General features: G+C 65.5%; 21 protein-coding genes, 2 tRNA genes and 1 pseudogene. 11 read left to right on the top strand and 13 right to left on the bottom strand.

Annotated features, from left to right (window positions below):
- Positions 1–156 precede the first annotated feature (156 nt).
- Positions 157–435, bottom strand: a complete 279-nt coding sequence (locus ACREBX_RS02350) for a hypothetical protein (RefSeq protein WP_431560145.1) — start codon at positions 433–435, stop codon at positions 157–159.
- On the opposite strand from ACREBX_RS02350, the gene ACREBX_RS02345 reads away from it, so the two are divergent.
- On the top strand, positions 434–787 hold the full coding sequence (locus ACREBX_RS02345; RefSeq protein WP_431560144.1) for an HlyD family secretion protein: 354 nt from the start codon (positions 434–436) through the stop codon (positions 785–787). The two genes, ACREBX_RS02350 and ACREBX_RS02345, sit on opposite strands and share 2 nt — an antisense overlap.
- Here the strand turns inward: ACREBX_RS02345 and ACREBX_RS02340 are convergent, their stop codons facing one another.
- Entirely contained in the window at positions 788–1378 is a 591-nt protein-coding gene (locus ACREBX_RS02340; RefSeq protein ID WP_431560143.1) for a TetR/AcrR family transcriptional regulator, read from the bottom strand. It lies immediately after the preceding gene.
- A 108-nt stretch (positions 1379–1486) separates the two neighbouring features.
- Between ACREBX_RS02340 and ACREBX_RS02335 the strand changes: the two genes are divergently transcribed.
- Entirely contained in the window at positions 1487–2071 is a 585-nt protein-coding gene (locus ACREBX_RS02335) for an inner membrane-spanning protein YciB (protein ID WP_431560142.1), read from the top strand.
- A gap of 3 nt (positions 2072–2074) precedes the next feature.
- On the opposite strand, the gene ACREBX_RS02330 is transcribed toward ACREBX_RS02335, so the two are convergent.
- Positions 2075–3322, bottom strand: coding sequence for an aspartate kinase (locus ACREBX_RS02330; RefSeq protein WP_431560141.1), 1248 nt, complete (start codon positions 3320–3322; stop codon positions 2075–2077).
- A 160-nt stretch (positions 3323–3482) separates the two neighbouring features.
- Between ACREBX_RS02330 and ubiG the strand changes: the two genes are divergently transcribed.
- Both ubiG and ACREBX_RS02320 read left to right on the top strand, forming a co-directional pair.
- The gene (gene ubiG / locus ACREBX_RS02325) at positions 3483–4208 is read left to right on the top strand and encodes a bifunctional 2-polyprenyl-6-hydroxyphenol methylase/3-demethylubiquinol 3-O-methyltransferase UbiG (protein WP_431560140.1); all 726 of its coding nucleotides are present in this window, start codon (positions 3483–3485) and stop codon (positions 4206–4208) included.
- Between the two features lie 7 nt (positions 4209–4215).
- Positions 4216–4815 carry a YdeI/OmpD-associated family protein gene (locus ACREBX_RS02320; protein ID WP_431560139.1) on the top strand — a complete coding sequence of 200 codons (600 nt, stop codon included), beginning with the start codon at positions 4216–4218 and terminating at the stop codon, positions 4813–4815.
- Positions 4816–4941: 126 nt separating this feature from the next.
- Here the strand turns inward: ACREBX_RS02320 and ACREBX_RS02315 are convergent, their stop codons facing one another.
- From ACREBX_RS02315 to ACREBX_RS02285, 7 genes are all read right to left on the bottom strand, one after another.
- Entirely contained in the window at positions 4942–5613 is a 672-nt protein-coding gene (locus ACREBX_RS02315) for a glutathione S-transferase family protein (RefSeq protein WP_248459872.1), read from the bottom strand.
- A 77-nt stretch (positions 5614–5690) separates the two neighbouring features.
- Positions 5691–6116, bottom strand: a complete 426-nt coding sequence (locus tag ACREBX_RS02310) for a hypothetical protein (protein WP_431560138.1) — start codon at positions 6114–6116, stop codon at positions 5691–5693.
- Between the two features lie 262 nt (positions 6117–6378).
- A complete protein-coding gene (gene gltB / locus ACREBX_RS02305; protein ID WP_431560137.1) occupies positions 6379–10911 on the bottom strand; it encodes a glutamate synthase large subunit in 4533 nt (1510 codons plus the stop codon).
- A gap of 23 nt (positions 10912–10934) precedes the next feature.
- Complete coding sequence (locus ACREBX_RS02300; protein ID WP_431560136.1) at positions 10935–12137, bottom strand: DUF2059 domain-containing protein; 1203 nt, start codon at positions 12135–12137, stop codon at positions 10935–10937.
- Positions 12134–13576 (bottom strand): NAD(P)-dependent oxidoreductase, encoded by a 1443-nt coding sequence (locus ACREBX_RS02295; RefSeq protein WP_431560135.1) that lies wholly within the window; start codon positions 13574–13576, stop codon positions 12134–12136. Before ACREBX_RS02295 ends, ACREBX_RS02300 begins: the two co-directional genes overlap by 4 nt.
- A gap of 158 nt (positions 13577–13734) precedes the next feature.
- Positions 13735–14535: an undecaprenyl-diphosphate phosphatase gene (locus tag ACREBX_RS02290; RefSeq protein WP_431560134.1), complete on the bottom strand. Its 801-nt coding sequence runs from the start codon at positions 14533–14535 to the stop codon at positions 13735–13737.
- Positions 14535–15473, bottom strand: a complete 939-nt coding sequence (locus tag ACREBX_RS02285; protein WP_431560133.1) for a complex I NDUFA9 subunit family protein — start codon at positions 15471–15473, stop codon at positions 14535–14537. Before ACREBX_RS02285 ends, ACREBX_RS02290 begins: the two co-directional genes overlap by 1 nt.
- Before the next feature lie 201 nt (positions 15474–15674).
- On the opposite strand from ACREBX_RS02285, the gene ACREBX_RS02280 reads away from it, so the two are divergent.
- The 3 genes and pseudogenes from ACREBX_RS02280 to ACREBX_RS02270 form a co-directional block, all read left to right on the top strand.
- Positions 15675–15761, top strand: a tRNA-Leu gene (locus ACREBX_RS02280).
- Between the two features lie 165 nt (positions 15762–15926).
- Entirely contained in the window at positions 15927–16157 is a 231-nt protein-coding gene (locus tag ACREBX_RS02275; protein ID WP_431560132.1) for an Arm DNA-binding domain-containing protein, read from the top strand.
- Positions 16084–16407 (top strand): annotated as a pseudogene (locus ACREBX_RS02270) (tyrosine-type recombinase/integrase); the annotation flags it as partial. The gene ACREBX_RS02275 and the pseudogene ACREBX_RS02270, both read left to right, overlap by 74 nt.
- Before the next feature lie 140 nt (positions 16408–16547).
- Here the strand turns inward: ACREBX_RS02270 and ACREBX_RS02265 are convergent.
- Positions 16548–16623: transfer RNA gene (locus tag ACREBX_RS02265), tRNA-Thr, on the bottom strand.
- Between the two features lie 102 nt (positions 16624–16725).
- A complete protein-coding gene (locus tag ACREBX_RS02260; protein ID WP_431560131.1) occupies positions 16726–17196 on the bottom strand; it encodes an Lrp/AsnC family transcriptional regulator in 471 nt (156 codons plus the stop codon).
- Positions 17197–17321: 125 nt separating this feature from the next.
- Between ACREBX_RS02260 and ACREBX_RS02255 the strand changes: the two genes are divergently transcribed.
- The 4 genes from ACREBX_RS02255 (at position 17322) to ACREBX_RS02240 (ending at position 20821) form a co-directional block, all read left to right on the top strand.
- Complete coding sequence (locus tag ACREBX_RS02255; protein ID WP_431560130.1) at positions 17322–18374, top strand: Leu/Phe/Val dehydrogenase; 1053 nt, start codon at positions 17322–17324, stop codon at positions 18372–18374.
- Complete coding sequence (locus ACREBX_RS02250; protein ID WP_431560129.1) at positions 18374–18619, top strand: hypothetical protein; 246 nt, start codon at positions 18374–18376, stop codon at positions 18617–18619. Before ACREBX_RS02255 ends, ACREBX_RS02250 begins: the two co-directional genes overlap by 1 nt.
- A 153-nt stretch (positions 18620–18772) precedes the next feature.
- A complete protein-coding gene (locus tag ACREBX_RS02245; RefSeq protein ID WP_431560147.1) occupies positions 18773–19486 on the top strand; it encodes a glutamine amidotransferase in 714 nt (237 codons plus the stop codon).
- A gap of 111 nt (positions 19487–19597) precedes the next feature.
- The gene (locus ACREBX_RS02240) at positions 19598–20821 is read left to right on the top strand and encodes an NAD(P)/FAD-dependent oxidoreductase (protein WP_431560146.1); all 1224 of its coding nucleotides are present in this window, start codon (positions 19598–19600) and stop codon (positions 20819–20821) included.
- Between the two features lie 39 nt (positions 20822–20860).
- Here ACREBX_RS02240 and ACREBX_RS02235 read toward each other — a convergent pair.
- The coding region (locus ACREBX_RS02235; RefSeq protein ID WP_431560128.1) for an autotransporter outer membrane beta-barrel domain-containing protein at positions 20861–22062 on the bottom strand (1202 nt) is incomplete at its 5' end.

Here is a 22062-nt window from a genome sequence, read left to right as displayed (position 1 = left end):
CGCGAAGCGCTGACGGAGGGGGCTGGCGCCCGCCCGCAACGTCGCTTCAGGCCGCCAACCCCCTCCACCACCTTCGGCGGTCCCCCTCCCCGCAAGCGGGGAGGACCTTTACGGCCGCAACCGGTCGTTAGCGGTCATTCCATTCTCTGGCTTGAGCTAATGCGCGTCAGTCGGCGCAGGGCCGCCGATCGGCGGGGGTTTGCAGAAGGGCACCATCACCAGCGCGGCGAGGAAGATCCAGGACATCAGGCGAAAGACGTCATCGAAGGCGAGCGTCAGCGCCTCGCGGCCGATGACGCGCGCCAGCGTCCCGCTCGCCATTTGCGCCGCGAGCGCGGGGTCGGCGACATAATGGCCGATCGATTGCGCCAGCTCCGCGGCGGCCTCGTTCGCCGCCTCGCTCGACCGGCCGAGGGCTTCGGACAGGCGGAGCATGTGGAGCCGCAGATTATATGTCCAGCCGGGATCGCGGTTGCTGTCGGTCGTGCCGGTGCGTTCGATCTATGTCGTCGCCAATTTCAAGGAAACGCAGACGCGCGAAATGCGCCCGGGGCAGATCGCCGACGTCTATGTCGACGCGCTGGGCGAGACGCTGCACGGAACGGTCGAAAGCCTCGCGCCGGGTTCGGGGAGCGCGTTCACGCTGCTGCCATTCGAGCCCGGATCGGGGAATTTCACGAAGATCGTCCAGCGCGTCGGGGTGCGCATAAGGCTCGATCCGGGGCAGACGGCGCTTGCAGAGCTCCGTCCCGGCCTGTCGGTGACCGCGAAGGTGCGCCTTCGCTAATCAGCCCATCGTCAGCATGTCGTCGAGCAGCGCCAGCGCATCGTCGCGTGGCGCACCCGCGTCGAGAAGCGGATTGAGCCGGTCGTCGAGCAGCAGGATCGCAAAGCCGTGGACCATGCTCCACGCGCGCGCGGCGTGGGCGCGGGTGATGCGGGCTGCATCGGGATTGCCTTCGTGGGTCGCGGCGACCGATCCCGTTAGCGTGCCGAACGCGCGTAACATGGCCTCGTTGAGCGCGGGACGTGTCTTGTCCAAGCGTTCGCCGCGGAACATCAGCTGGAACAGGCCGGGGTCGGCGAGGGCGAATTCGACATAGGCGCGGCCAATGGCGTTGAGCTTGTCCTGCGGTGTGTGATGTCGTGCTGCCGCCGCCTGCATGCCGTCGGCGAAGCGGTTGAAGCCGACCGCGGCGAGTTCGCTGACCAGCCCGGTCAGATCGTCGAAATGGTTCTTCGGCGCCGCGTGCGAGGCGCCGACGTCGCGCGCGACGCCGCGCAGCGTCAGGCCGGCGACGCCATCGCGGTTTACGATCTCCTCAGCGGCCGCGAGGAGGGCCGCGCGCAGGTCGCCATGATGATAGGGTTTGGTCATGCCGCCCGCTTAGCGTTTCAATGTTGACGCCGTCAATTTTATGCTTGACTTCAGTCGGCGTGCCTTCAATATTGACAGTGGAAACATTGAGTCGAAAAGGACAGGCGGATGAAAACCTTGCTTTATGCACTTGGGCCGATGCTATTCGACTCGTTGGGTGTCATCGTCTTTGCGGTGTTACTGGTCGCCGGTGCGGGGATCATCCCCGCAACGATTGCAGGCACTACGGTCGCGATCGCGGTCGTCGGCTATGAACTGGCGCGCGGCAAGAAGGTCGCGGCGCTGCAATGGATCAGCCTGGCCTCGGTATTGCTCACCGCCGCGGCGACGCTCTTCACCGGAGACCCGCGTTTCGTGATGGCCAAGCCGACGATCGTCTATCTGATCGTCGGGTCGGTGATGCTGCGCCGCGGCTGGCTCAATCGCTATATTCTGCCCGAACAGCTGGCGCTGGTCGGCGATGTGATGGACCGGTTCGGGATGATCTGGGCGGCGCTGATGTTCGCGAGCGCGGGCCTTAACCTCGTCATCGCACTCTTCTTCACCGCATGGTGGCCGCTGTTTATCGGGATTTTCCCGCTGGCGTCGAAATTCGGGCTGTTCGCGGTCCACATCGCGGTGGTGCATTTCATCGGGCAGGCGCGGCTGCGCCGCCGCGCGGGCGGCGATCTGCAGCCGCTTGCGGCCGAATAAAGTTTAGTCGGCGTCGAGCCCGTAGGCGGTGTGCAGCACGCGCACCGCGAGTTCGGTCTCGTCCTCGTCGATCAGCACGCTGACCTTGATCTCGCTGGTCGAGATCGCCTGGATGTTGATGCCGCGGTCGGCCAATGCGCGGAACATCGTGCTCGCGACCCCGGCGTGGCTCTTCATGCCGACGCCGACGACGCTGATCTTCGCGACCTTGTCGTCGCTGATGATGCGGTTGAAGCCGATCTTGTCCTTCGCGGCTTCGAGCAGGTCGATCGAGCGGAGGAGATCGGTGGCGGGAACGGTGAAGGTCACGTCGGTCTCGCCCTTTTCGCGGCCGACGTTCTGGATGATCATGTCGACGTTGATCCCCGCCGCGGCGAGCGGGCCGAAGATGTTCGCGACCGCGCCGGGTTTGTCGGGCACGCGCGTGACGATGATCTTCGCTTCATTCTTGTCGTGGGCGATGCCGGTGATCAGCTGCCGTTCCATCTGATGTTCCTCTATTTCCTCGTCGCTGACGATCATCGTGCCTTTTTTGGGAGCCTCGTCGCCCTCGACGAAGCTCGAGAGCACCTGCACGCGCACGCCCTCTTTCATCGCCAGCCCGACCGATCGGGTCTGGAGCACCTTGGCGCCGACGCTCGCGAGTTCGAGCATTTCCTCATAGGTAACATAGTCGAGCTTGCGCGCGCGCGCGACGATGCGCGGGTCGGTCGTGTAGACGCCGTCGACGTCGGTGTAGATGTCGCAGCGGTCGGCCTTGAGTGCCGCGGCCACCGCCACAGCGCTCGTATCCGATCCGCCGCGGCCGAGCGTGGAAATTCGGCCGTCGTCCATCAGGCCCTGGAAGCCCGGGATGACCGCGACCTCGCCCTTGGCCATCGCAGCGCCGAGCGCGCCGGTGTCGATGTCGGCGATGCGCGCGCGGGCGTGCGCTTCCTCGGTGCGGATCGGGAGCTGCCAGCCGAGCCAGCTGCGCGCGGGGGTGCCCATCGCCTGCAAAGTGAGCGCGAGCAGGCCCGATGTGATCTGTTCGCCCGCGGCGACGACGACGTCATATTCGGCGGGGTCGTAGCGCGGGTTCGCCTCGCGGCAGAAATTGACGAGCCGGTCGGTTTCGCCTGCCATCGCCGATACGACGACCGCGACCTCGTTGCCATTCGCCACTTCGCGCGCGACGAGTTTCGCGACGGTGCGAATCCGCTCGGTGCCCGCCATCGACGTGCCCCCGAATTTCATCACGATCCGCGCCATCTCGCCCCGCTTTCCTGATCTGGTTTCGGCCGCAACTTTTCCAAGCATTTCCGCGGCGCTCGCGTCGTTAGGCAAGGGGAAGGGCGATGGCAAGGCCGGCTTCGTATGCACGCGATAGAATTTCTTGCATGGCGCGAGGCGCAGTGCCACATCGCAAGGCATGAGTGCCGCCACGATCAACCCGCACGAAGCCGCCCATTTCGGCGCACTCGCCGCCGACTGGTGGGACCCGCACGGCTCGTCGGCTATGCTGCACAAACTCAATCCGGTGCGCCTTGCCTATATCCGCGACCAGATCGACGCGCATTGGCATGTCGATGCGCGCGAGCGTTATGCGCTGGCGGGACGGAGCGCGATCGACGTCGGCTGCGGTGCGGGACTGCTTGCCGAACCGCTCGCGCGGATGGGCGGACAGGTCACCGGGGTCGATGCGGCGCCGGAAAACATCGCCGCCGCACGCGATCATGCGGCGGGGCAGGGGCTTGCGATCAGCTATTTTGCCGGCGAACTCGCCGCGCTGCCGCCCGCGACCTTCGACCTCGTCACCTCGATGGAAGTCGTCGAGCATGTCACCGATCCCGCCGCCTTCATCGGCGACCTCGCGGCGCGCCTTGCGCCTGGCGGGCTGATGATATTGTCGACACCGAACCGTACCGCGCTGTCGAAGCTGCTGCTCGTCGAGGCGGCCGAACGGATCGGCGCGGTGCCGCGTGGGACGCACGACTGGGACCAGTTTCTCAAGCCCGAAGAATTGACGAAGCTGCTCGAAGACGCGGGGCTGGAGGTCATCGACCGCACCGGCCTGTCGCCCTCGCCCGCGAAGGGTTTCAAGCTCGGCGGCAGCGAGGCGCTCAACTATCTGGTCGCGGCGCGGTGGCCGAGCTGAGCGCCAAGTGACAGGCGGGCGCGATCCGCGCGTCGACGCCTATATCGCGAAAGCGCAGCCCTTCGCGCAGCCGATCCTGACCCATTTGCGTGCGCTGGTGCATAAACATGCGCCGGGCGCCCAAGAGACGCTGAAATGGGGCGTGCCGGCGTTCGTACTGACGGGGCAAAATCTGGCGGGGATGGCGGCGTTCAAGGATCACGCGACCTTCGGCTTCTGGCGGGACGAGGAAGTAACGGGCTCGCCGCGCAACAAGGGCGCGATGGGGAGCATGGGGCGGCTTGGGTCGCTCGCCGATTTGCCGGGTGACAAGGTGATGGCGACGATGATCGTCAAGGCGGCGGCGCTGTGCGCCGAAGAAACGCCGAAACGACCGAAAGCCGAACCCAAGGCGGCACTCGACCTGCCGAACGATCTTCGTGCGGCGCTGAACGCCAATGTCGCGGCGCAAGGGCATTGGGACGCTTTCTCGCCCGGCAAGCGGCGCGACTATATCGAATGGGTGCTCGAGGCGAAGCGCGAGGAAACGCGGATCAAGCGCATCGAAACAATCGTTGCGCAGGTGGCTGAGGGCAAGGATCGGAACTGGAAGTATAAGGGGTGCTGACCGGAACGTCGCCCCCGCGAAGGCGGGGGCCGCTGTCGGTTTACGCAGCGATGCAGGGTAAGGCCTCTAGCGGCCCCCGCCTTCGCGGGGGTTGACGCTTCGGAACGCTTCGCATTCCGTGGCGCGTCAAAAATCGACATCCTCATAATATTTCGGCGGCGTCACGATCTCCATCCGCTCGGCCAGCAGCGGGCGAAAGCTGGGGCGCGATTTCAGCCCCGAGTACCAGCCCTTGGTCTGCTCATGCCCGGTCCAGTCGATCCCGCCGAGATAATCGGCGACCGAAATATGCGCGGCGGCGGTCAGGTCGGCGAGGCTCATCGTCGCGCCGGCGAGCCAGGTGCGGTGGTCGATCAGATAGTCGACATAGTCGAGATGGTTGTTCGCCGCCTTCATCGCCTCGCGCAGCGCACCGCCGTCGGGCGGCTGGCGGTGGACGATGCGTTTCTGCATGCGTTCGAACAGCAAGGGGCCGGTGACCTCGTAATAGAAGTCGTGATCGAACCACGACGTCAACCGGCGGATTTCGGCGCGGCTGGCCGCCGTGCCGTTGATCATCGCCTTGCCTTCGACGGTTTCTTCGAAATATTCGGCGATCGCCATGCTGTCCATCAGCACCTGGCCGCGCGCCTGATCGACCATCACGGGGGTACGCCCCGCCGGATTCAGGTCGATGAACTCGTCGCGGCGTTCCCACGGCGATTCGCGTACCAATTCATAACCGACGCCCTTTTCGCCCAGCAAAAGGCGGACCTTGCGCGAAAAGGGACAGAGCGGGAATTGATAGAGTTGCCACATGATCCCGGCATAGCGGCAGCGGGGCGCCGCGCGCAACGGCTATGGCGCGCGTCGGCCAAGCGATTGTGGATTAAGCGTCAGCGGCGCGACGTCTCGCGCTCGCGTTCCCATTGGGCGGCAAAGTCGCGCGCCATGTCCTTGAGCACCGGCGCATAAGCCGCGAGCGCCGAGGCGGCGTGCCCCGCCATGCGCGTGCTCGCACGGACGTCGGCGCCCATGCGCTCGGCATATTCGGGATCACGGCCGGTCACTTCGCCGAGCGTGGCGTCGGGCGGGATATAGGCGGCGTCGGACTCGGGATCGATTTGCGCAACCGCTTTGGCGAGCGGGCCGACCTGCATCTGCATCAGCGCGCCTACCATTGCCGTGATCGTGTCGGCCATCCGGTCCTGCGCGACGGGGTCGTTGAGCGTCGCGACGGTGCCCTGCATTTCATTGGCGGCCGCCGACAGCGGCGCGGCGAGCGCGAGCAAGGGGAGGGCGATCAGCGTGAAACGGGTCATGGCTCCATCCTTTCAAAGGACGTCGGGTTCGGTAAAGCGGCGTTTATAGGGAAGCGACGCTTTCGCTGCGGTGAACGTGGCGCGGCTATGCGACGGACGGCGGTTACAATGCGACAAGCGATCCTCCCTGTGCCGCAGGCATGGGGAGGTGGCAGCGCGAAGCGCTGACGGAGGGGCTAATGGCGCTAACGTCGCGGCCCCTCCACCACTCGCTTCGCGAGCGGTCCCCCTCCCCACGGCTTCGCCGCAGGGAGGATTTAGGTCATTCTGCCGCGACCACTTCAGCCTCGGCATCGCTCAGCGGATGCGCGAGGCGGGTGAGCATTTCCTTCGGGCAAACTTGCCAGAACTGATCGTGCCAGCGGTCCCAGTCGGCGAGGACTTCGTTCGACCATTTGCTGCCTGTCGCCTTGGCGTGATCCTCGACCAGCTCCTTCAGCACCGCTTCCCAATGCGCGCTGTCGATCCGTTGCCACACGATCGACTCCGCGTTGGCGCGGCGTTCGAACTGGCCGTCGGTGTCGAGGATGAACGCCATGCCGCCGGTCATGCCCGCGCCGAAGTTCGAGCCGACGGGGCCGAGGATTACTGCGGTGCCGCCGGTCATATATTCGCAGCCGTTGGCGCCGCAGCCCTCGACGACGACCTTCGCGCCCGAGTTACGGACCGCGAAACGCTCGCCCGCCTGACCCGCCGCGAGCAAGGTGCCCGCGGTTGCGCCATAGAGGACGGTGTTGCCGATGATGCTGTTGTGCTGGCTGACCAGCGGGCTCGACACGGTGGGGCGCACGACGATGCGGCCGCCCGACAGGCCCTTGCCGACATAGTCGTTGGCGTCGCCGAACACTTCGAGGGTGATGCCGCTGCACAGGAACGCGCCCATTGACTGGCCCGCGGTGCCGCGCAGGCGGACCTGCACATGATTGTCGGCGAGCCCCTTCATCCCGAAGCGCGCGGTGACCTCGGCCGACAGGCGCGTGCCGACGGCGCGGTGCGTGTTGCGGACGTTGTAGGTCAGCTGCATGCGCTCGCCGCGCTCGAACAGCGGCTTGGCGTCGTTCAAAATCTGCGCGTCGAGGCTGTCGGGGACCGGATTGCGGAAATTCGGCCCCTGCGAGCGGCGCTGATCGTCGGGGGCGTCAACCTTGGCGAGGATCGGGTTGAGGTCGAGGTCGTCGAGATGTTCGGCGCCGCGGCTGACCTGACGCAGCAATTCGGTGCGGCCGATCACTTCGTCGAGGCTGCGGCAGCCGAGCTTGGCGAGGATTTCGCGCACTTCCTCGGCGATGAAGGTCATCAGGTTGATGACCTTCTCCGGCGAACCGGTGAACTTCTGGCGCAGCTTTTCGTCCTGCGTGCAGACGCCGACGGGGCAGGTGTTCGAATGGCACTGGCGCACCATGATGCAGCCCATCGCGACGAGGCTGAGCGTCCCGATGCCATATTCCTCGGCACCCAAAATGGCGGCGATCACGATGTCGCGCCCGGTCTTGAGCCCGCCGTCGGTGCGCAGGCGGATGCGATGGCGCAGACCGTTGAGGGTGAGCACCTGATTGACTTCGGACAGGCCCATTTCCCACGGCGTCCCGGCATATTTGACGCTGGTCTGCGGGCTTGCGCCGGTGCCGCCGGTGTTGCCCGCGACGAGGATGACGTCGGCATGGGCTTTTGCGACGCCCGCGGCGACGGTGCCGATGCCCGCCGAGCTGACGAGCTTCACGCAGACGCGCGCCTTCGGGTTGATCTGCTTCAAATCGTAGATGAGCTGCGCGAGATCCTCGATCGAATAGATGTCGTGGTGCGGCGGCGGACTGATCAGCGTCACGCCGGGCGTCGCATGGCGCAGGCGGGCGATGAATTCGGTGACCTTGAAGCCCGGAAGCTGGCCGCCTTCGCCGGGCTTGGCGCCCTGCGCGACCTTGATCTCGATCTCGTCGCACGCGCCCAGATATTCGGCGGTGACGCCGAAGCGGCCGCTCGCGATCTGCTTGATGTTGCTGTTGGCATTGTCGCCATTGGGATAGGGGCGATAGCGTTCGCTCGCTTCGCCGCCTTCGCCCGACACCGCCTTGGCGCCGATGCGGTTCATCGCGATCGCCAGCGTCTCATGCGCTTCGGGCGACAAGGCGCCGAGCGACATGCCGGGGGTGACGAAGCGCTTGCGGATTTCGGTGATTGCCTCGACGCTGTCGAGCAAGACGCCCTGCGACGGATAGTTGAACTCCATCAGGTCGCGAAGGTAGATCGGCGGCAGGTCGGCGACCCCGCGCGCGAATTGCAGATAGGTCGAGTAACTGTCGGTCGCGACCGCGGTTTGCAGCAGGTGCATGAGCTGCGCCGAATAGGCATGCGCCTCGCCGCCCGCGCGCTGGCGATAGAAACCGCCGATCGGCAGCGTCGTGACGCGCTTGTCGAACGCCGCCTCATGCTTCTCGGTCGCGTTGATGAACAGCGACGAATAGCCTTCGCCCGAAATCTTTGCCGGCATGCCGGGGAAGAGGTCGTTGACGAGCGCGCGGCTGAGGCCGACCGCTTCGAAATTATAACCGCCGCGATAGCTGGAAATCACGGCGATCCCCATCTTGGCGAGGATCTTGAGCAGGCCGTCGTCGATCGCCTTGCGGAAGCGCAGACGGCAATCGTCGAGTGACAATTCGCCGCCGAACAGCCCGCGCGCGTGGCGATCGGCAATCGCCGCTTCGGCCAGATAAGCGTGGACCGTCGTCGCACCGACGCCGACGAGCACGGCGAAGGCGTGGGTATCGAGCACTTCGGCCGAGCGGACGTTGATCGAGGCGTAGCTGCGCAGTCCCTTGCGCACGAGGTGCGTGTGGACGGCGGCGGCGGCGAGCACCATCGCCATGCCGACACGGTTTTCACCGAGCTTCTGGTCGGACAGGAACAATTCGCTGCGCCCGGCGCGCACCGCATCTTCGGCCTCGCGGCGGACGCGCGCGATCGCCTCGCGCAGCGTCGCGGCGTCGCCGCCGACCGGGAAGGTGCAGTCGATGTCGGCGACGGCGTCGCCGAAATAGGCGCGCAGGCGATCCCAGTCGTCGCCGACGAGGACGGGGCTGTCGATGACGAGGACGTGGTCGCTCTGCCCCTTTTCGTCGAGGATGTTGGCGAGGTTGGCGAAGCGCGTCTTCAGGCTCATCACATGGCGTTCGCGCAGGCTGTCGATCGGCGGGTTGGTGACCTGGCTGAAATTCTGGCGGAAGAATTGCGCGACGTGGCGCGGCTTGTCCGAGATGACCGCGAGCGGGGTGTCGTCGCCCATCGATCCGATCGCTTCCTTCGCATCCTCGACCATCGGCGACAGGATCAGCTCCATATCCTCCATGGTCAGCCCGGCGGCGACCTGACGGCGAAGCAGTTCGCTGCGCTCGAAGGTGGGCAGCGTCGACTTTCCGCCCTTGGGCAGGTCGGCCATCGTGCGGAAACCCTTGACCCGCGACGGGTAATCCTGCGCGTCGGCGATCTTGTCCTTGATCGCGAGGTCTTCGTAGAGCGTGCCGTTGTCGAGATCGACCGCGATCATCTGGCCCGGGCCGAGGCGGCCTTTCTTGCGGACGCTCGCCTCGGGCAGCAGCACCATGCCGCTTTCGGATCCGACGACGAGCAGATTGTCGGCGGTCAGCGTGTAGCGCAGCGGGCGGAGTGCGTTGCGGTCCATGCCCGCAACCGCCCAGCGCCCGTCGGTCATCGCGAGCGCCGCGGGGCCGTCCCACGGCTCCATCACGCTGGCGAGATAGGAGTACATCGCGCGGTGGTTGTCGGGGACGTCGCACTCGTTGGTCCACGCCTCGGGGACGAGGATCAGCTTTGCGGTCGGCGCGTCGCGGCCGGCACGGCACAGCGCCTCGAACACCGCGTCGAGCGCGGCGGTGTCGGATGCGCCCGCCGGGATCACCGGCTTGATGTCTTCGCTATGCTCGCCGAAAGCGAGGCTCGCCATCTTGATCTCGTGGCTCTTCATCCAGTTCTTGTTGCCGCGGATCGTATTGATCTCGCCATTATGCGCGAGGCAGCGGAACGGCTGGGCCAGCCACCATTGCGGGAAGGTGTTGGTCGAATAGCGCTGGTGAAAGATCGCGACGCGGCTCTCGAACAGCTTGTTGGTGAGGTCGGGGAAGAAATCCGCGAGGCTCTCGGCGAGGAACAGGCCCTTGTAGATGATCGAACGCGCCGACAGGCTGCAGATGTAAAAGTCGGCGATCTGCGCCGCGATCACCTTTTTCTCGATGCGGCGGCGGACGAGATAGAGCTGCTTTTCGAACTCGGCGATCGATTGCTCGTCGGGCAGGGGGCCGGCGATCATGATCTGCTCGATTTCGGGGCGCGTGCGCTGCGCCTTGTCGCCGATCACCGACACGTCGACGGGCACCTGGCGCCAGCCATAGATGGTGAAGCCCGCGTCGATGATCTCGGCCTCGACGATCGTGCGGCATTCCTCCTGCGCGCCCAGGTCGGTGCGCGGCAGGAAGATCATGCCGACGGCGAGGCGGTTCGGGCGCACCTTGTGCCCCGACGCCGCAATCGCATCGTCGAAGAAACGGGCCGGCAGGTCGACATGGATGCCCGCCCCATCCCCGGTCTTGCCGTCGGCATCGACCGCGCCGCGGTGCCATACCGCCCGCAGCGCCTCGATCGCCGCCTCGACAACGCGGCGCGACGGCTTGCCGTCGGTCGCCGCGACCATGCCGACGCCGCAGGCATCGGATTCCATGTCGGGGCGATACATGCCTTCGGCTTCAAGCCGCGCGTGTTCGGGGGTGGGGTAGTGGGTCATCATCTTCGTCCTGACAGGCTGAATGCCTATTTGTTGGGTAGCTTCGAACGCTTGCTCGAATTGGTGGCCGCTTCCTCGGCGGCCTGCTGCGCGGCGAGGGAGGCGTTTTCGTACGCGGTTTCGAGATCCTCGACCCGCTTCAGGTCGGCGGCCGACCAGTTGCTGCGGTCATAGGCAGGATCCACGGCTGCGCCCTCGGCGGCAATGGCAGCGGCGTCCGCCGCTTCCGCTGCGGCATCGACAGCATAATCGTCCGCCGAAACGGCATCCGTGGCAACCGCGTCGGTCGCCTCCACGCTGTCGGTCTTCCACATGTCACGCTGTTCCTTCAGCACTTTCACGTCGACCTTCATCAGCTTGGCAAGCTTCGCGAGTTCCTTGTCGTCGAAGTCGGAAAGCTGCTTTTCCTTGGGCAGATCCTTCATGTCCTTTTCGATCTGCGGACCGCGGTCGATGAATTTGTTGACCAGCGGCGGAACCGCCTTGATCACCGAAACCATCACCTCGGGGTCGGCCTGCAGCGCCATCCATTCATTGGCATAGATCGTGCCAGTCGGGGTCGCGAGAAAGCCGTTGAGATCGGTCAGCTGCGCCGCGGTGAACTTGCGCGCATAGGCTTTCGACATGCCCTCGCGCATCGGCGGTTCCATGTCGCCCAGCACTTCGCTGATCAGCGGCTTGATGACCTTGGTGATCTGGTCTTCGCGTTCCTTGCGATGCGGGTCGAACATGTCGGCGACCTTGCCCTTGGTCGCCTCGTCCAGCTTTGCGATCTGGTCGCTTTCGACCCCGGTCTGGATCGAGAGCATCAGGTCCGACTGGCCGCCGAACTCGCCCATGATCGTCTTGAACATCTTGCCGTACAGATTGTCGATCATCTTCTCGAGGCTGCCGGCGGGGATCAGCGCGGTCATCGTCTGTTGCGCGAGCGTCAGGCGCGCCGGTTCGATCGGCGGCAGGCTGCTGGTGTCGAACATTTTTTCGACGAGCGCGATCGCTTCGTCCATTTCCTTCTGCATCTTCGCCTTTGCCGCTTCGGCAGAGGCTTCGCTGTCATATTCGCTTGTTGCCTCGTCCTCGACCAGCGGCGGCGTGGGAACCGTGACCACTTCGGCCACCGGGGCTTCCTTCGGCGCGGCAAAAGCGTGTGCAGGCGCGATCGCGATCGCACCGGCGAGCAGGATCGATTTGAACGACGGCATCATGAATTTTCCTTCCCTGTTGGTCATGCCGCCTTCTTTTCGCTTTTCGCCTTGGCTTTCAACCACTTTGCCATCTGGTCGCTGACATCGCGCCCGTCGCGGATGCCCCAGACGACCAGGCTGGCGCCGCGTACGATGTCGCCTGCGGCAAAAACGCCCGGCAGGCTGGTCATCATCGTCTGGTGATCGACGCGCAACGTGCCCCAGCGCGTGACCGACAGGTCGGGCGATCCGAACAGGTGCGGCAGTTCCTCGGGATCGAAGCCCAATGCCTTGATCACCATGTCGGCGGGCACGTCGAACTTGCGGCCGGGATCGGCCTCGGGGCTGCGGCGTCCGCTCGCGTCGGGCGCGCCGAGGCGCATGCCCGCGACCGCGACCTGCTTGACGCTTTTGTCGGCGGTGAAGCTTTCGGGCGCCGACAGCCACACGAACTCGACGCCCTCTTCCTCGGCATTCGACACTTCGCGAAGCGACCCCGGCATATTCTCACGGTCGCGGCGATAGAGGCATTTCACCGACTTCGCGCCCTGGCGCACCGCGGTACGGACGCAATCCATCGCGGTATCGCCGCCGCCGACAACGACGACATGCTTGCCCGCGGCGTTCAGGCGGCCATCGTCGAACGCTGGAACCGCGTCGCCAAAGCCTTTGCGGTTCGACGCGATCAGATAGTCGAGCGCGGCGATCACGCCCTCGGCGCCGTTGCCCGGCACATTGATCTCGCGCGCCTTGTACACGCCGGTCGCGATCAGCAGCGCGTCATGCTTCTGGCGCAGCTGGTCGAGCGTCGCGTCGCCGCCGACTTCGAAGCCCAGATGGAAATGGATGCCGCCGTCGGCAAGTCGGTCGATGCGGCGCGTCACGACTTCCTTCTCCAGCTTGAAGCCGGGAATGCCGTAGGTGAGGAGGCCGCCGGCGCGGTCGTGGCGGTCATAGACATGCACCTCGTGCCCCGCGGCGCGCAGATATTCGGCGGCGGTCAGGCCCGCGGGCCCGGCGCCGATGACGCCGACCGACTGGCCGGTCGCGGCGCCCGCGTGCAGCGGCTCCACCCAGCCCTCGGCCCAGGCGGTGTCGGTGATATATTTCTCGACGCTACCGATCGTCACCGCGCCGTGGCCCGAGAATTCGATCACGCAATTGCCTTCGCAGAGGCGGTCCTGCGGGCAGATGCGGCCGCAGATCTCGGGCATCGTCGAGGTCGCGTTGCTGAGTTCATAGGCTTCGCGCAGCCGCCCTTCGGCGGTCAGGCGCAGCCAGTCGGGGATGTGATTGTGGAGCGGGCAATGCACCGAGCAATAGGGCACACCGCACTGCGAACAGCGCGCCGCCTGCGCGTCGGCGTCGGGCGCGGCGTAGCGCTCGGCGATCTCGCGAAAGTCGTGCGCGCGCTCTTCGGCCGAGCGCTTGTCCGGATAGGATTGTTCACGCTCCACAAACTGGAGCATGTGTTCGGAAGCCATGCAATATCCCCTTCGTCGAGCGGGGAATTGCATGGCTCGAAAAGCCCTGTCACGTGCGAATATCGAGTTAGGACAGTATTGCTAACCTAAAATGGAGGGTGATTTGCCTCAAAATGGGTTCACGCAATTATCTTTCGTCAATTGATACCGTTCCGGCCCTATCTCATGCCAAGCCAGATCAGTGCGGCGACGCCCGCGATGATTCGATACCAGGCAAAGGGCGCAAAGCCGTAGCGCGTGACGACGGCGAGGAACGCCTTGATCACCGCCCACGCGACGACAAAGGAGACGAGTGATCCGACGGCGATCAGGCCGAGATCGTTCGAGGTGATCGCGTCGCGATGCTTGAACAGCTGGAGTACGGTCGCGCCGGTGAGCGTGGGGAGGGCGAGGAAGAAACTGAACTCGGCCGCGGTCTTGCGGTCGACCCCGAACGACATCGCGCCGAGGATCGTCGCGCCCGACCGGCTGACGCCCGGGATCATCGCGATGCACTGGACGAGCCCGACGAGGATCGATTGCCGCGCCGACACATTCGCCACCCCGCCGACGTCCTTCGTCTTGGCGAAACGCTCGACAAGCAGGATCGCAAAGCCGCCGATAATCAGCGCCCAGGCGACGACGACGGCGTTCTCCAAGAGGACCTCGATATAGTCGCCGAAGGCGAGGCCGAGGATGACCGCGGGGAAAAAGGCGAGCAGCAAATTGCGCACGAAAGCGATCGCCACCGGATCGCGCCGGAAAAAGCCGGTGAACATGTCCCAGAACAGTTTCCGGTACAGCACAACGATCGCGAGGATCGCGCCGGGCTGGATCGCGATGTTGAAGATCGCCCAGCGCGCGGCGTCATAACCGAGCAGTTCGGTCGCGAGGATGAGGTGACCCGTCGAAGAGACGGGCAAAAACTCGGTTAAACCCTCGACGATGCCGAGGATGATTGCGGTCAGCCAGATGCCCATTATCGCGAGGCGAGCTCGGCGAAGCGGCCGTTGCGGCGATATTGGACGAGCCAGCCCTCGGCGACCGAGGCGAGCGAGGTCGGCGTGACGCCGAGCTCGGCGAGGCCCGCCGTGCCTTCGGCGACCACATTGTCATGCTGGAGCATCAGCCATTGGTCCTTGGTGATTGGTGCGCCGGGCGCCCAGCCCAATCCGCTGGCGAGCGCCCCGGCGACGACGTCGGGCACGTCGACGAACAGTGGCGAACGGCGGGTGGCATCGGCGATCCAGCGGAGCAATTCGCGCATCGTAAATATCTGCGGTCCGCCAAGCTCGAATGTCTTGCCGGCGGCACCGCTGCCGAGGGCCGCGACCACCGCGTCGGCGACGTCCCCGACATATGCCGGCTGGAACTTCGCATTCGGGGCGATCACCGGAACGACCGGCGCCATGCGCATCATGCCCGCAAAGCGATTGATGAAATGGTCCTCGCGGCCGAACAGGATCGACGGGCGCAGGATCGCGGCATCGGCAAAGGCCGCGCGCACCGCCGCCTCGCCGTCGCCTTTGCTGCGGCCATAGGCCGAGGCGCTCTCCGGATCGGCGCCGATCGCCGAGACATGGACGAGCGCGCCGGCATCCGCCGCCTTGGCAGCCGCGGCGACATGGCCCGCGCCATCGGCCTGCACCGCCTGCATGTCGCCGAACGCGCCGACGAGGTTGATGACGGCGTCGCTACCCTGCACGGCGCGCGCTACGCTGGCGGGATCGCGAACATCGACCGCGACGAATTGCGTCTGGCCGAGCCCGCCGAGCGGCTTCAGGAAGGTCGCGGCGCGTGGGGTCCGCTGCGCGATGCGGACGCGGGCGCCGCGCGCGAGCAGGCGCTGCACGACATAGCGGCCGAGGAAGCCGCCGCCGCCCAATACCGTGATCAATTGCCCGTCGAGTTTCTGCATGTCGTTCGCCTGTGATCGATTCTCTGGATGGCGCGGGGCGCGCCGACGGCCTTCCCCATGCCGCGAAGCGGGGAGGGGAGCAAGGGGCGAGGACGGCATTCCGACGCGAAACCGACGGCTTTGCGATAAAATGCACTCTGGCTCGTGCGACGCGGTTGACAAGCCGACATACGCGCCGCTAAGCGCCCGCTCCTACCCCGTGCCCAGATGGCGGAATTGGTAGACGCACCAGCTTCAGGTGCTGGCGATCGCAAGGTCGTGGAGGTTCGAGTCCTCTTCTGGGCACCATTTGTTCTTCCGAGGGCGTCCGAGAACGTCCAGAAAACGGGAGATTTCAGCCATTTTTTGTGCTATAGCCGTCCGGTCAAATCCGGGCGGATACGGCACCAATCGGGAACAAATAGGGCATCCTGATGGGTATCGATTTCGCCTTTTCGAGAAGGCGATACCCCTATGAGCACGCTCTTTGCCACGACCATTGCCAACGCGAAACCCCGCGAGCGTCCCTATAAGATGTTCGACGGTGGTGGGCTTCACCTCTTCGTCAAGCCCAATGGCTCGAAGCTTTGGCGCCTGAACTACAGCTGGCTCGGCAAACCGAAGGCGCAGTTTCCCGGCATTTCATACGTCGCGCCGGCCCATGAGCGAGAATACCCTGAACCAGGCTTTTCGCCGGATGGGTGATGCGACCGGCGAGGTAACAGCCCACGGCCTGCGGACCACGGCTTCATCGCTTCTGAATGAGAGCGGAAAATGGCACCCAGATGCGATCGAGCGCTCGCTTGCGCACGCGGATGCCAATGCGGTTCGCGGCACTTACAACCGCGGACGCTGCTGGGACGAGCGCGTAGCGATGCACCAATGGTGGAGCGATTATCTGGATGCGCTGCGCAGCGGCGACAAAGCGGCTATCGCCGCTGTTATGGCCGCGTGAACCACGGCCGAAGAAATGGCGGATAATGTTGCGCGTCGACAAAACAAATGGAGAAACCGACTTCAATGCCCCGGATCGAGGACTCGAGATCGGGCCACCATCACGTGGTTTCGCTCTAAGTCATTGAATTATGGGGTCGATGGTGCCGCTTACAGGACTCGAACCTGTGACCCCATCATTACGAATGATGTGCTCTACCAACTGAGCTAAAGCGGCAACGAGGGGCGCCACTAGCAGCGCCTTGGGATGAAAACAAGCGTCCTTGCGCAGGATTCGGCGTTCGCATTCGGCGCCGGCGATGCGGGGGCGGTCCGCCGCCTAATCCTGACCCAGCGGCAGTTCGGTCGTCGCCTTGATTTCGGACAGCGCGACCGTCGAGTTGATTTCCTGCACCCCGGGCAATTTGCTCAGCTGGTCGAAGAAGAAGCGTTCATAGGCGTCGATGTCCTTCGCGACGATCCGCAGCATGAAATCGGTCGTTCCCATCAGCACATAGGCGTCGAGCACCTCGGGGAACCCCCGGATCGCGGCGCTGAATTCGTCGAGGTTGGCGCGGCCGTGGGCGTTGAGTTTGACCTGCGCGAACACATGCGCGTTGAGCCCGACCTTGCGCCGGTCGATGATCGCGACGCGCTTCTTGATGAAGCCCTCGCGTTCGAGGCGGTCGATGCGGCGCCAGCACGGCGAGACCGACAGCCCGACGCGCTCGGCGATCTCGGCCGTCGTTTGATTCGCGTCGCGCTGCAATTCGCGGAGGATTTTTATCTCGAAAGCGTCAAGATCGGTCATTTCATCCTCATATGACAATTTTCTGGATCAGAACATGCAAAAATTGGCAAGGTTGGCCGACAATCGATCAAGATTGCCCGAGGCAGAGATGCGACAAGCGGCGCTCCATCAAAGGAGAGTGTTTCATGGTCGTCCGTCTTGCCCGTCTGGCCCCGCCGCTCGAATGTGTGCGGCTCTATGATCTCGAAGCGGGGCTCGATGGATTCATTGCCATTCACTCGACCGCCCTGGGGCCGGGGGCAGGCGGCTGCCGCCTGTGGTCCTACCCCGACATGAAGCAGGCGCTGGGCGATGCCGTGCGGCTTGCCGAGGGCATGAGCTACAAGAATGCGCTCGCCGGCCTGCCGCTCGGCGGCGCGAAGGCGGTGCTGCGGCGCCCTGAAGGCGAGTTCGACCGCGTTGCCTTGTTTCGCGCGTTCGGCCGCGCGGTCGAAAATCTGGGCGGCCTATATGTCACCGCCGAGGATGTCGGCACATCAGTCGAGGATATGCAGGAGGTCGCCTCGGTCTCGCGCCATGTCGCCGGGCTGCCCGCGGTGGCCGGGCGTGCGGGCGGCGACCCGTCGCCGTGGACTGCCAAGGGCGTGTTCGAATCGATGCAGGTCGCGGCCGAATTTGCACTGGGGCGCGATCTGGCGGGGCTGACGGTAGCGGTGCAGGGGACCGGCAATGTCGGCGCCGACCTTTGCCGCCGTCTCGCCGACGCCGGGGCGCGCCTGATCATCGCCGACGTCAATCCGGCGCGCCGCGACCGGCTGCAGGCGGTGCATGGCGCCGAGGTCGTCGACGTGTCGGAGATCGCATCGGTCGAGGCCGACATCTTTGCGCCCTGCGCGCTCGGCGGCGCGCTCGACGGCGAGACGGTCGCCAAGCTGAAGGCGAAGCTCGTTTGCGGCGCCGCGAACAACCAGCTTGCGACCGCCGACGTCGCGGCGTTGCTGATGGAGCGCGGCATCGCCTATGCGCCCGACTATGTCGTCAACGCCGGCGGGATCATCAACGTATCGGCCGAATATCTGGGCGAGGACGAAAGCGATGTGAAGCTTCGCGTCGCCGAGATCGCGCCGCGCGTCGGTGCGCTGCTCGAACGCGCGGCGCGCGAAGGCCGTTCGCCCGCGCTGGTCGCTGACGAAATGGCCGAAGAAGCGATCGCGGGCGTGCAGCGCGAGGCGGCCTGATGCACCGCTTCCATGTCGACGCGATCCTTGATCCGCAATCGCTGCCGCGCGTCGCCAATTATTTCGCGCAGCGGTCGATCGTGCCGAGCGCGATGGCGATGCAAGTCCTGCCGACGCATATGCGGATCGAAGTGACGGTCGTGGGGCTCGCGCCCGGGCAGGCGGCGATCATCGCGGCGAAGCTGGGCGAGGTGGTCGCCGTCACGGGGTCGGAGCTGGAAGAGCTTGTCGCCGAACTGGCCTGACTGGCGAATGGCGGCCCGTAGCGAACGGAGCCAAGCTCAGCTACGGGCCGCAACGGTATCTCTACTACTTTGGTAGAGTGACATCGGGGCGATGGCTTGGCTAGACTGCGGCCGTTCGAAACAGCGCAGCAACCACTCGATTCATCGCCCGAAATGCCACAGCAGCAAAAGACCAGAACCGGACTCATCATCCGCCACGTCCCGCATGAGGGGATCGCCGGCTATCGCGAACCGATCGAGGCGGCGGGATATGCGCTGGCGCGTATCGATGTCTCCGACCCGGATTTCGGCGCGGTCGACCTGGCCGAACCCGACCTGCTCATCATGATGGGCGGGCCGATGGGGGTTTACGAGCAGGTCGAGCATCCGTGGATCGCATGCCAGATGAAGCGGCTCGCGCGCCGGCTCGACGCCGGGCGGCCGACGCTCGGCGTGTGCTTCGGGGCGCAGATGATGGCCGCCGCGATGGGCGCACGCGTTTACCCGGGTCCGGCGAAGGAGGTCGGATTTCACCCGCTGAGCTTCGTCGATACGTCTTCGCCGCTGCGCCACCTTGCCGAGGTGCCCGTCCTCCATTGGCACGGCGACACCTTCGACCTTCCCGACGACGTCGAATTGCTGGCATCGACGCCTGCTTATCCGCATCAGGCATTTCGGCGCGGCAACAATATCCTCGCGCTGCAGTTCCACGGCGAGATGGGACTCGATCCGCGGTTCGATGAATGGCTGCGTCAGTGGCCCGATGCCCTCGACGAAACCGGCGGAAGCGTGAAAGGGATGCGCGACCTCCACCAGCAGCATGGTCCTTCCGCCGTGGCGGCGGCGCGCAACATGATCGCCGAATGGCTCGCCCGCCTGTCGGACTGACCCGTCCTCGCCGACCTTCAAGATTTTCTTTCGTCCTGGTGAGGCGGCTGCCGCTTGCCTCGCCTGCGGACGCGTGCAAGGGGCACCTTCGAGCAGTCGGAGACGAAGACGATGCAGTTCGACGTGGTGATAGTGGGCGCGGGCCATGGCGGTGCACAGGTTGCGATCATGCTGCGCACGCAGAAGTTCGCCGGCACTATCGCGATTATCGGCGAAGAGCCCGAGCTCCCCTACGAACGCCCGCCGCTGTCGAAGGAATATTTCGCCGGCGAGAAGGAATTCGAACGCATCCAGTTGCGTCCCGCCAAATATTGGGACGAACGCGAGGTGACGATGCTCCTCGGCAAGCGCGTCGTCTCGGTCGATCCGGCAGCGCACAATGTCACGACCGAAAGCGGCGAGACGATCGGCTATGGCAAGCTGGTCTGGGCGACGGGTGGGGCCCCGCGGATGCTCCCGATCCCCGGCGGCGACCTGCCGGGTGTGCAGGGCGTGCGCACCCGCGCCGATGCCGACGCGATGAAGGCCGCATCTGAAACCGCAGGCCAGATCGTCGTCATCGGCGGCGGCTATATCGGGCTCGAGGCCGCGGCGGTGCTTCGCAAGGCGGGCCGGAAGGTCGTGCTCTTGGAAGCGCTGAACCGGGTGCTTTGCCGCGTCGCGGGCGAGGATCTGTCGCGCTTCTATGAAAAGGAACATCGCGATCATGGTGTCGACCTGCGGCTCGGCGTCTGCGTCGACGCGATCGAAGGCGACGACCATGTAACGGGCGTCCGCCTGTCCGACGGCGAGGTCATTCCCGCCGACCTCGTCATCGTGGGTATCGGCATCGTGCCCGCGGTCGAGCCGCTGATCGCGGCGGGGGCCGAAGGCGGCAACGGAGTGCTCGTCGATGGCCTGTGCAAGACAAGCCTGCCCGACATCTATGCGATCGGCGACTGCGCGGCGCATGAAAACCATTTTGCCGAGGGCGCCTGCATCCGGCTGGAATCGGTGCAGAATGCCAATGATCAGGCCAATGTCGTCGCGAAGGGCATTGTCGGCGATGAAGCGCCTTACCACGCTATTCCGTGGTTCTGGTCGAACCAATATGACCTCAAGCTCCAGACCGCGGGGCTCTCGACCGGGCACGATCAGGCGGTGCTGCGCGGCGATCCCGGGGCGCGCAGCTTCTCGGTCGTCTACCTCAAGGCGGGCAAGGTCATCGCGATCGACTGCGTCAATGCGACCAAGGATTATGTCCAGGGCCGCATGATCGTCACCGCGGGGCTGCGGGCGACGGCGGAGCAGCTCGCCGACACCGAAACGCCGCTGAAGGCGCTGCTTCCCGCCTGATCGTTACCAGCTGCCCGGTTCCTACCAGCTGCCCGGTTCCTACCAGCTGATCGTCACCCCGACCGTGCCGCCGTAGCGCCGGCTGCGTGGTCCGTCGGCGTCGAAGGCATAGTCGCCCTTCACATGCACCGCGACGCTTTCGCCGAAACGCGCGATCAGCCCGGCGCCGACCTCGGCTTCGGTCCGCCCCAGATCGGTGCGGATCGGATCGACGCCGAAGCGTGTCGACTGATCGCCCGAAAATCCGTGCCACAGGCTGGCGTGGAGATAGGGCTGGAAACCGCCATATTCGCCCTGAAGACGAAGTCCGGCGCGCCCGGTGAGCACGTCGCCGGTGGCGAAATCGATCGTCGAGAAGGCATCGGCACGGTCGTCGAGCTTCACCTGCTGCCACAAGAGCTGCGCCTGCGGTTCGAGTGTCCAGCTGCCCGACAGCGCGATCGGATATCCGGCCTCGAGCGATGCCGTCCAGCCGGTGCCGTTGATGTCGATGGCCATACCCGAGCTGGCGGCAGCTTCGCCGTCGAACCAGCTGTGCATCGCCACCAGATCGACATACCAGCCGCTTTCGCCGACGAGCGTCGCATAGCCGGCAAGGCTCGTCGCCTTGACGTCGATCTGGCCGACGGTCAGGTCGTTCCAGCCGAGCGCGCCGCCGCGGACCGTGCCGTCGGTCGACGAGCGTCCGACGAAGGCGCCGAGGCGGATATTCGTCCCGCCCGCTTCACCCCACCCGGCGAAATCCTGCCCGATCTGGAAGCCCGACAGGTCGCCGTCGAGCGAGGGCGCGACGTCGCCGTCCCATTTGATGTCGCTATTTTCGGCAAAGACGCGGCCCCATGTCGCGGGAAGCACGCCGCCGCCGCCGCGCAGCAGCGCCTGCTCGCCGCGGCGTTCGTGGAAGGTGCCGAGCGTCGCCGACGCCAGGTGATGCGCGACGGGCACCGCCGCGACAAAGGCGGCGACCTCGGGCCGGAAGAGCGGAACGACTTCGCCGGCCTCGGCGACGACCGGGGTCGCATCCGGCGTCGGCGGTTCGGCCGCGGGGTCGGGAGTGGGCGGCGGCAGCGGCGCGGGTTCGGCCGGCGGTTCGGGTGGGGGTGGCGGCGGCTCGGGCGCGGGCGCCGGAGGCGGTTCGGGCGTTGGTGCCGGTGGCGGATCGGTAATGGTCACCGGCGGCGCTGGGTCGACCGGATCGGGATCGACCGGGGTCGGCTCGGGCGGCGGCGGCGGCGGGGGTG

Source organism: Sphingopyxis sp. (assembly GCF_050725655.1).
Taxonomy (GTDB): Bacteria; Pseudomonadota; Alphaproteobacteria; order Sphingomonadales; family Sphingomonadaceae; genus Sphingopyxis.
This window is presented reverse-complemented; position numbering and strand designations above follow the sequence as displayed.

Bases quoted from the DNA above. Each gene is read 5' to 3' on its own strand.
- ACREBX_RS02290 (WP_431560134.1), bottom strand. From the start codon at position 14,535: ATGGGCATCTGGCTGACCGCAATCATCCTCGGCATCGTCGAGGGTTTA.
- ACREBX_RS02285 (WP_431560133.1), bottom strand. From the start codon at position 15,473: ATGCAGAAACTCGACGGGCAATTGATCACGGTATTGGGCGGCGGCGGC.
- ACREBX_RS02350 (WP_431560145.1), bottom strand. From the start codon at position 435: ATGCTCCGCCTGTCCGAAGCCCTCGGCCGGTCGAGCGAGGCGGCGAAC.
- ACREBX_RS02295 (WP_431560135.1), bottom strand. From the start codon at position 13,576: ATGGCTTCCGAACACATGCTCCAGTTTGTGGAGCGTGAACAATCCTAT.
- ubiG (WP_431560140.1), top strand. From the start codon at position 3,483: ATGAGTGCCGCCACGATCAACCCGCACGAAGCCGCCCATTTCGGCGCA.
- ACREBX_RS02255 (WP_431560130.1), top strand. From the start codon at position 17,322: ATGGTCGTCCGTCTTGCCCGTCTGGCCCCGCCGCTCGAATGTGTGCGG.
- ACREBX_RS02245 (WP_431560147.1), top strand. From the start codon at position 18,773: ATGCCACAGCAGCAAAAGACCAGAACCGGACTCATCATCCGCCACGTC.
- ACREBX_RS02310 (WP_431560138.1), bottom strand. From the start codon at position 6,116: ATGACCCGTTTCACGCTGATCGCCCTCCCCTTGCTCGCGCTCGCCGCG.
- ACREBX_RS02315 (WP_248459872.1), bottom strand. From the start codon at position 5,613: ATGTGGCAACTCTATCAATTCCCGCTCTGTCCCTTTTCGCGCAAGGTC.
- ACREBX_RS02340 (WP_431560143.1), bottom strand. From the start codon at position 1,378: ATGACCAAACCCTATCATCATGGCGACCTGCGCGCGGCCCTCCTCGCG.
- ACREBX_RS02240 (WP_431560146.1), top strand. From the start codon at position 19,598: ATGCAGTTCGACGTGGTGATAGTGGGCGCGGGCCATGGCGGTGCACAG.
- ACREBX_RS02345 (WP_431560144.1), top strand. From the start codon at position 434: ATGTGGAGCCGCAGATTATATGTCCAGCCGGGATCGCGGTTGCTGTCG.
- ACREBX_RS02330 (WP_431560141.1), bottom strand. From the start codon at position 3,322: ATGGCGCGGATCGTGATGAAATTCGGGGGCACGTCGATGGCGGGCACC.
- ACREBX_RS02335 (WP_431560142.1), top strand. From the start codon at position 1,487: ATGAAAACCTTGCTTTATGCACTTGGGCCGATGCTATTCGACTCGTTG.
- ACREBX_RS02250 (WP_431560129.1), top strand. From the start codon at position 18,374: ATGCACCGCTTCCATGTCGACGCGATCCTTGATCCGCAATCGCTGCCG.
- ACREBX_RS02275 (WP_431560132.1), top strand. From the start codon at position 15,927: ATGAGCACGCTCTTTGCCACGACCATTGCCAACGCGAAACCCCGCGAG.
- gltB (WP_431560137.1), bottom strand. From the start codon at position 10,911: ATGATGACCCACTACCCCACCCCCGAACACGCGCGGCTTGAAGCCGAA.
- ACREBX_RS02300 (WP_431560136.1), bottom strand. From the start codon at position 12,137: ATGACCAACAGGGAAGGAAAATTCATGATGCCGTCGTTCAAATCGATC.
- ACREBX_RS02260 (WP_431560131.1), bottom strand. From the start codon at position 17,196: ATGACCGATCTTGACGCTTTCGAGATAAAAATCCTCCGCGAATTGCAG.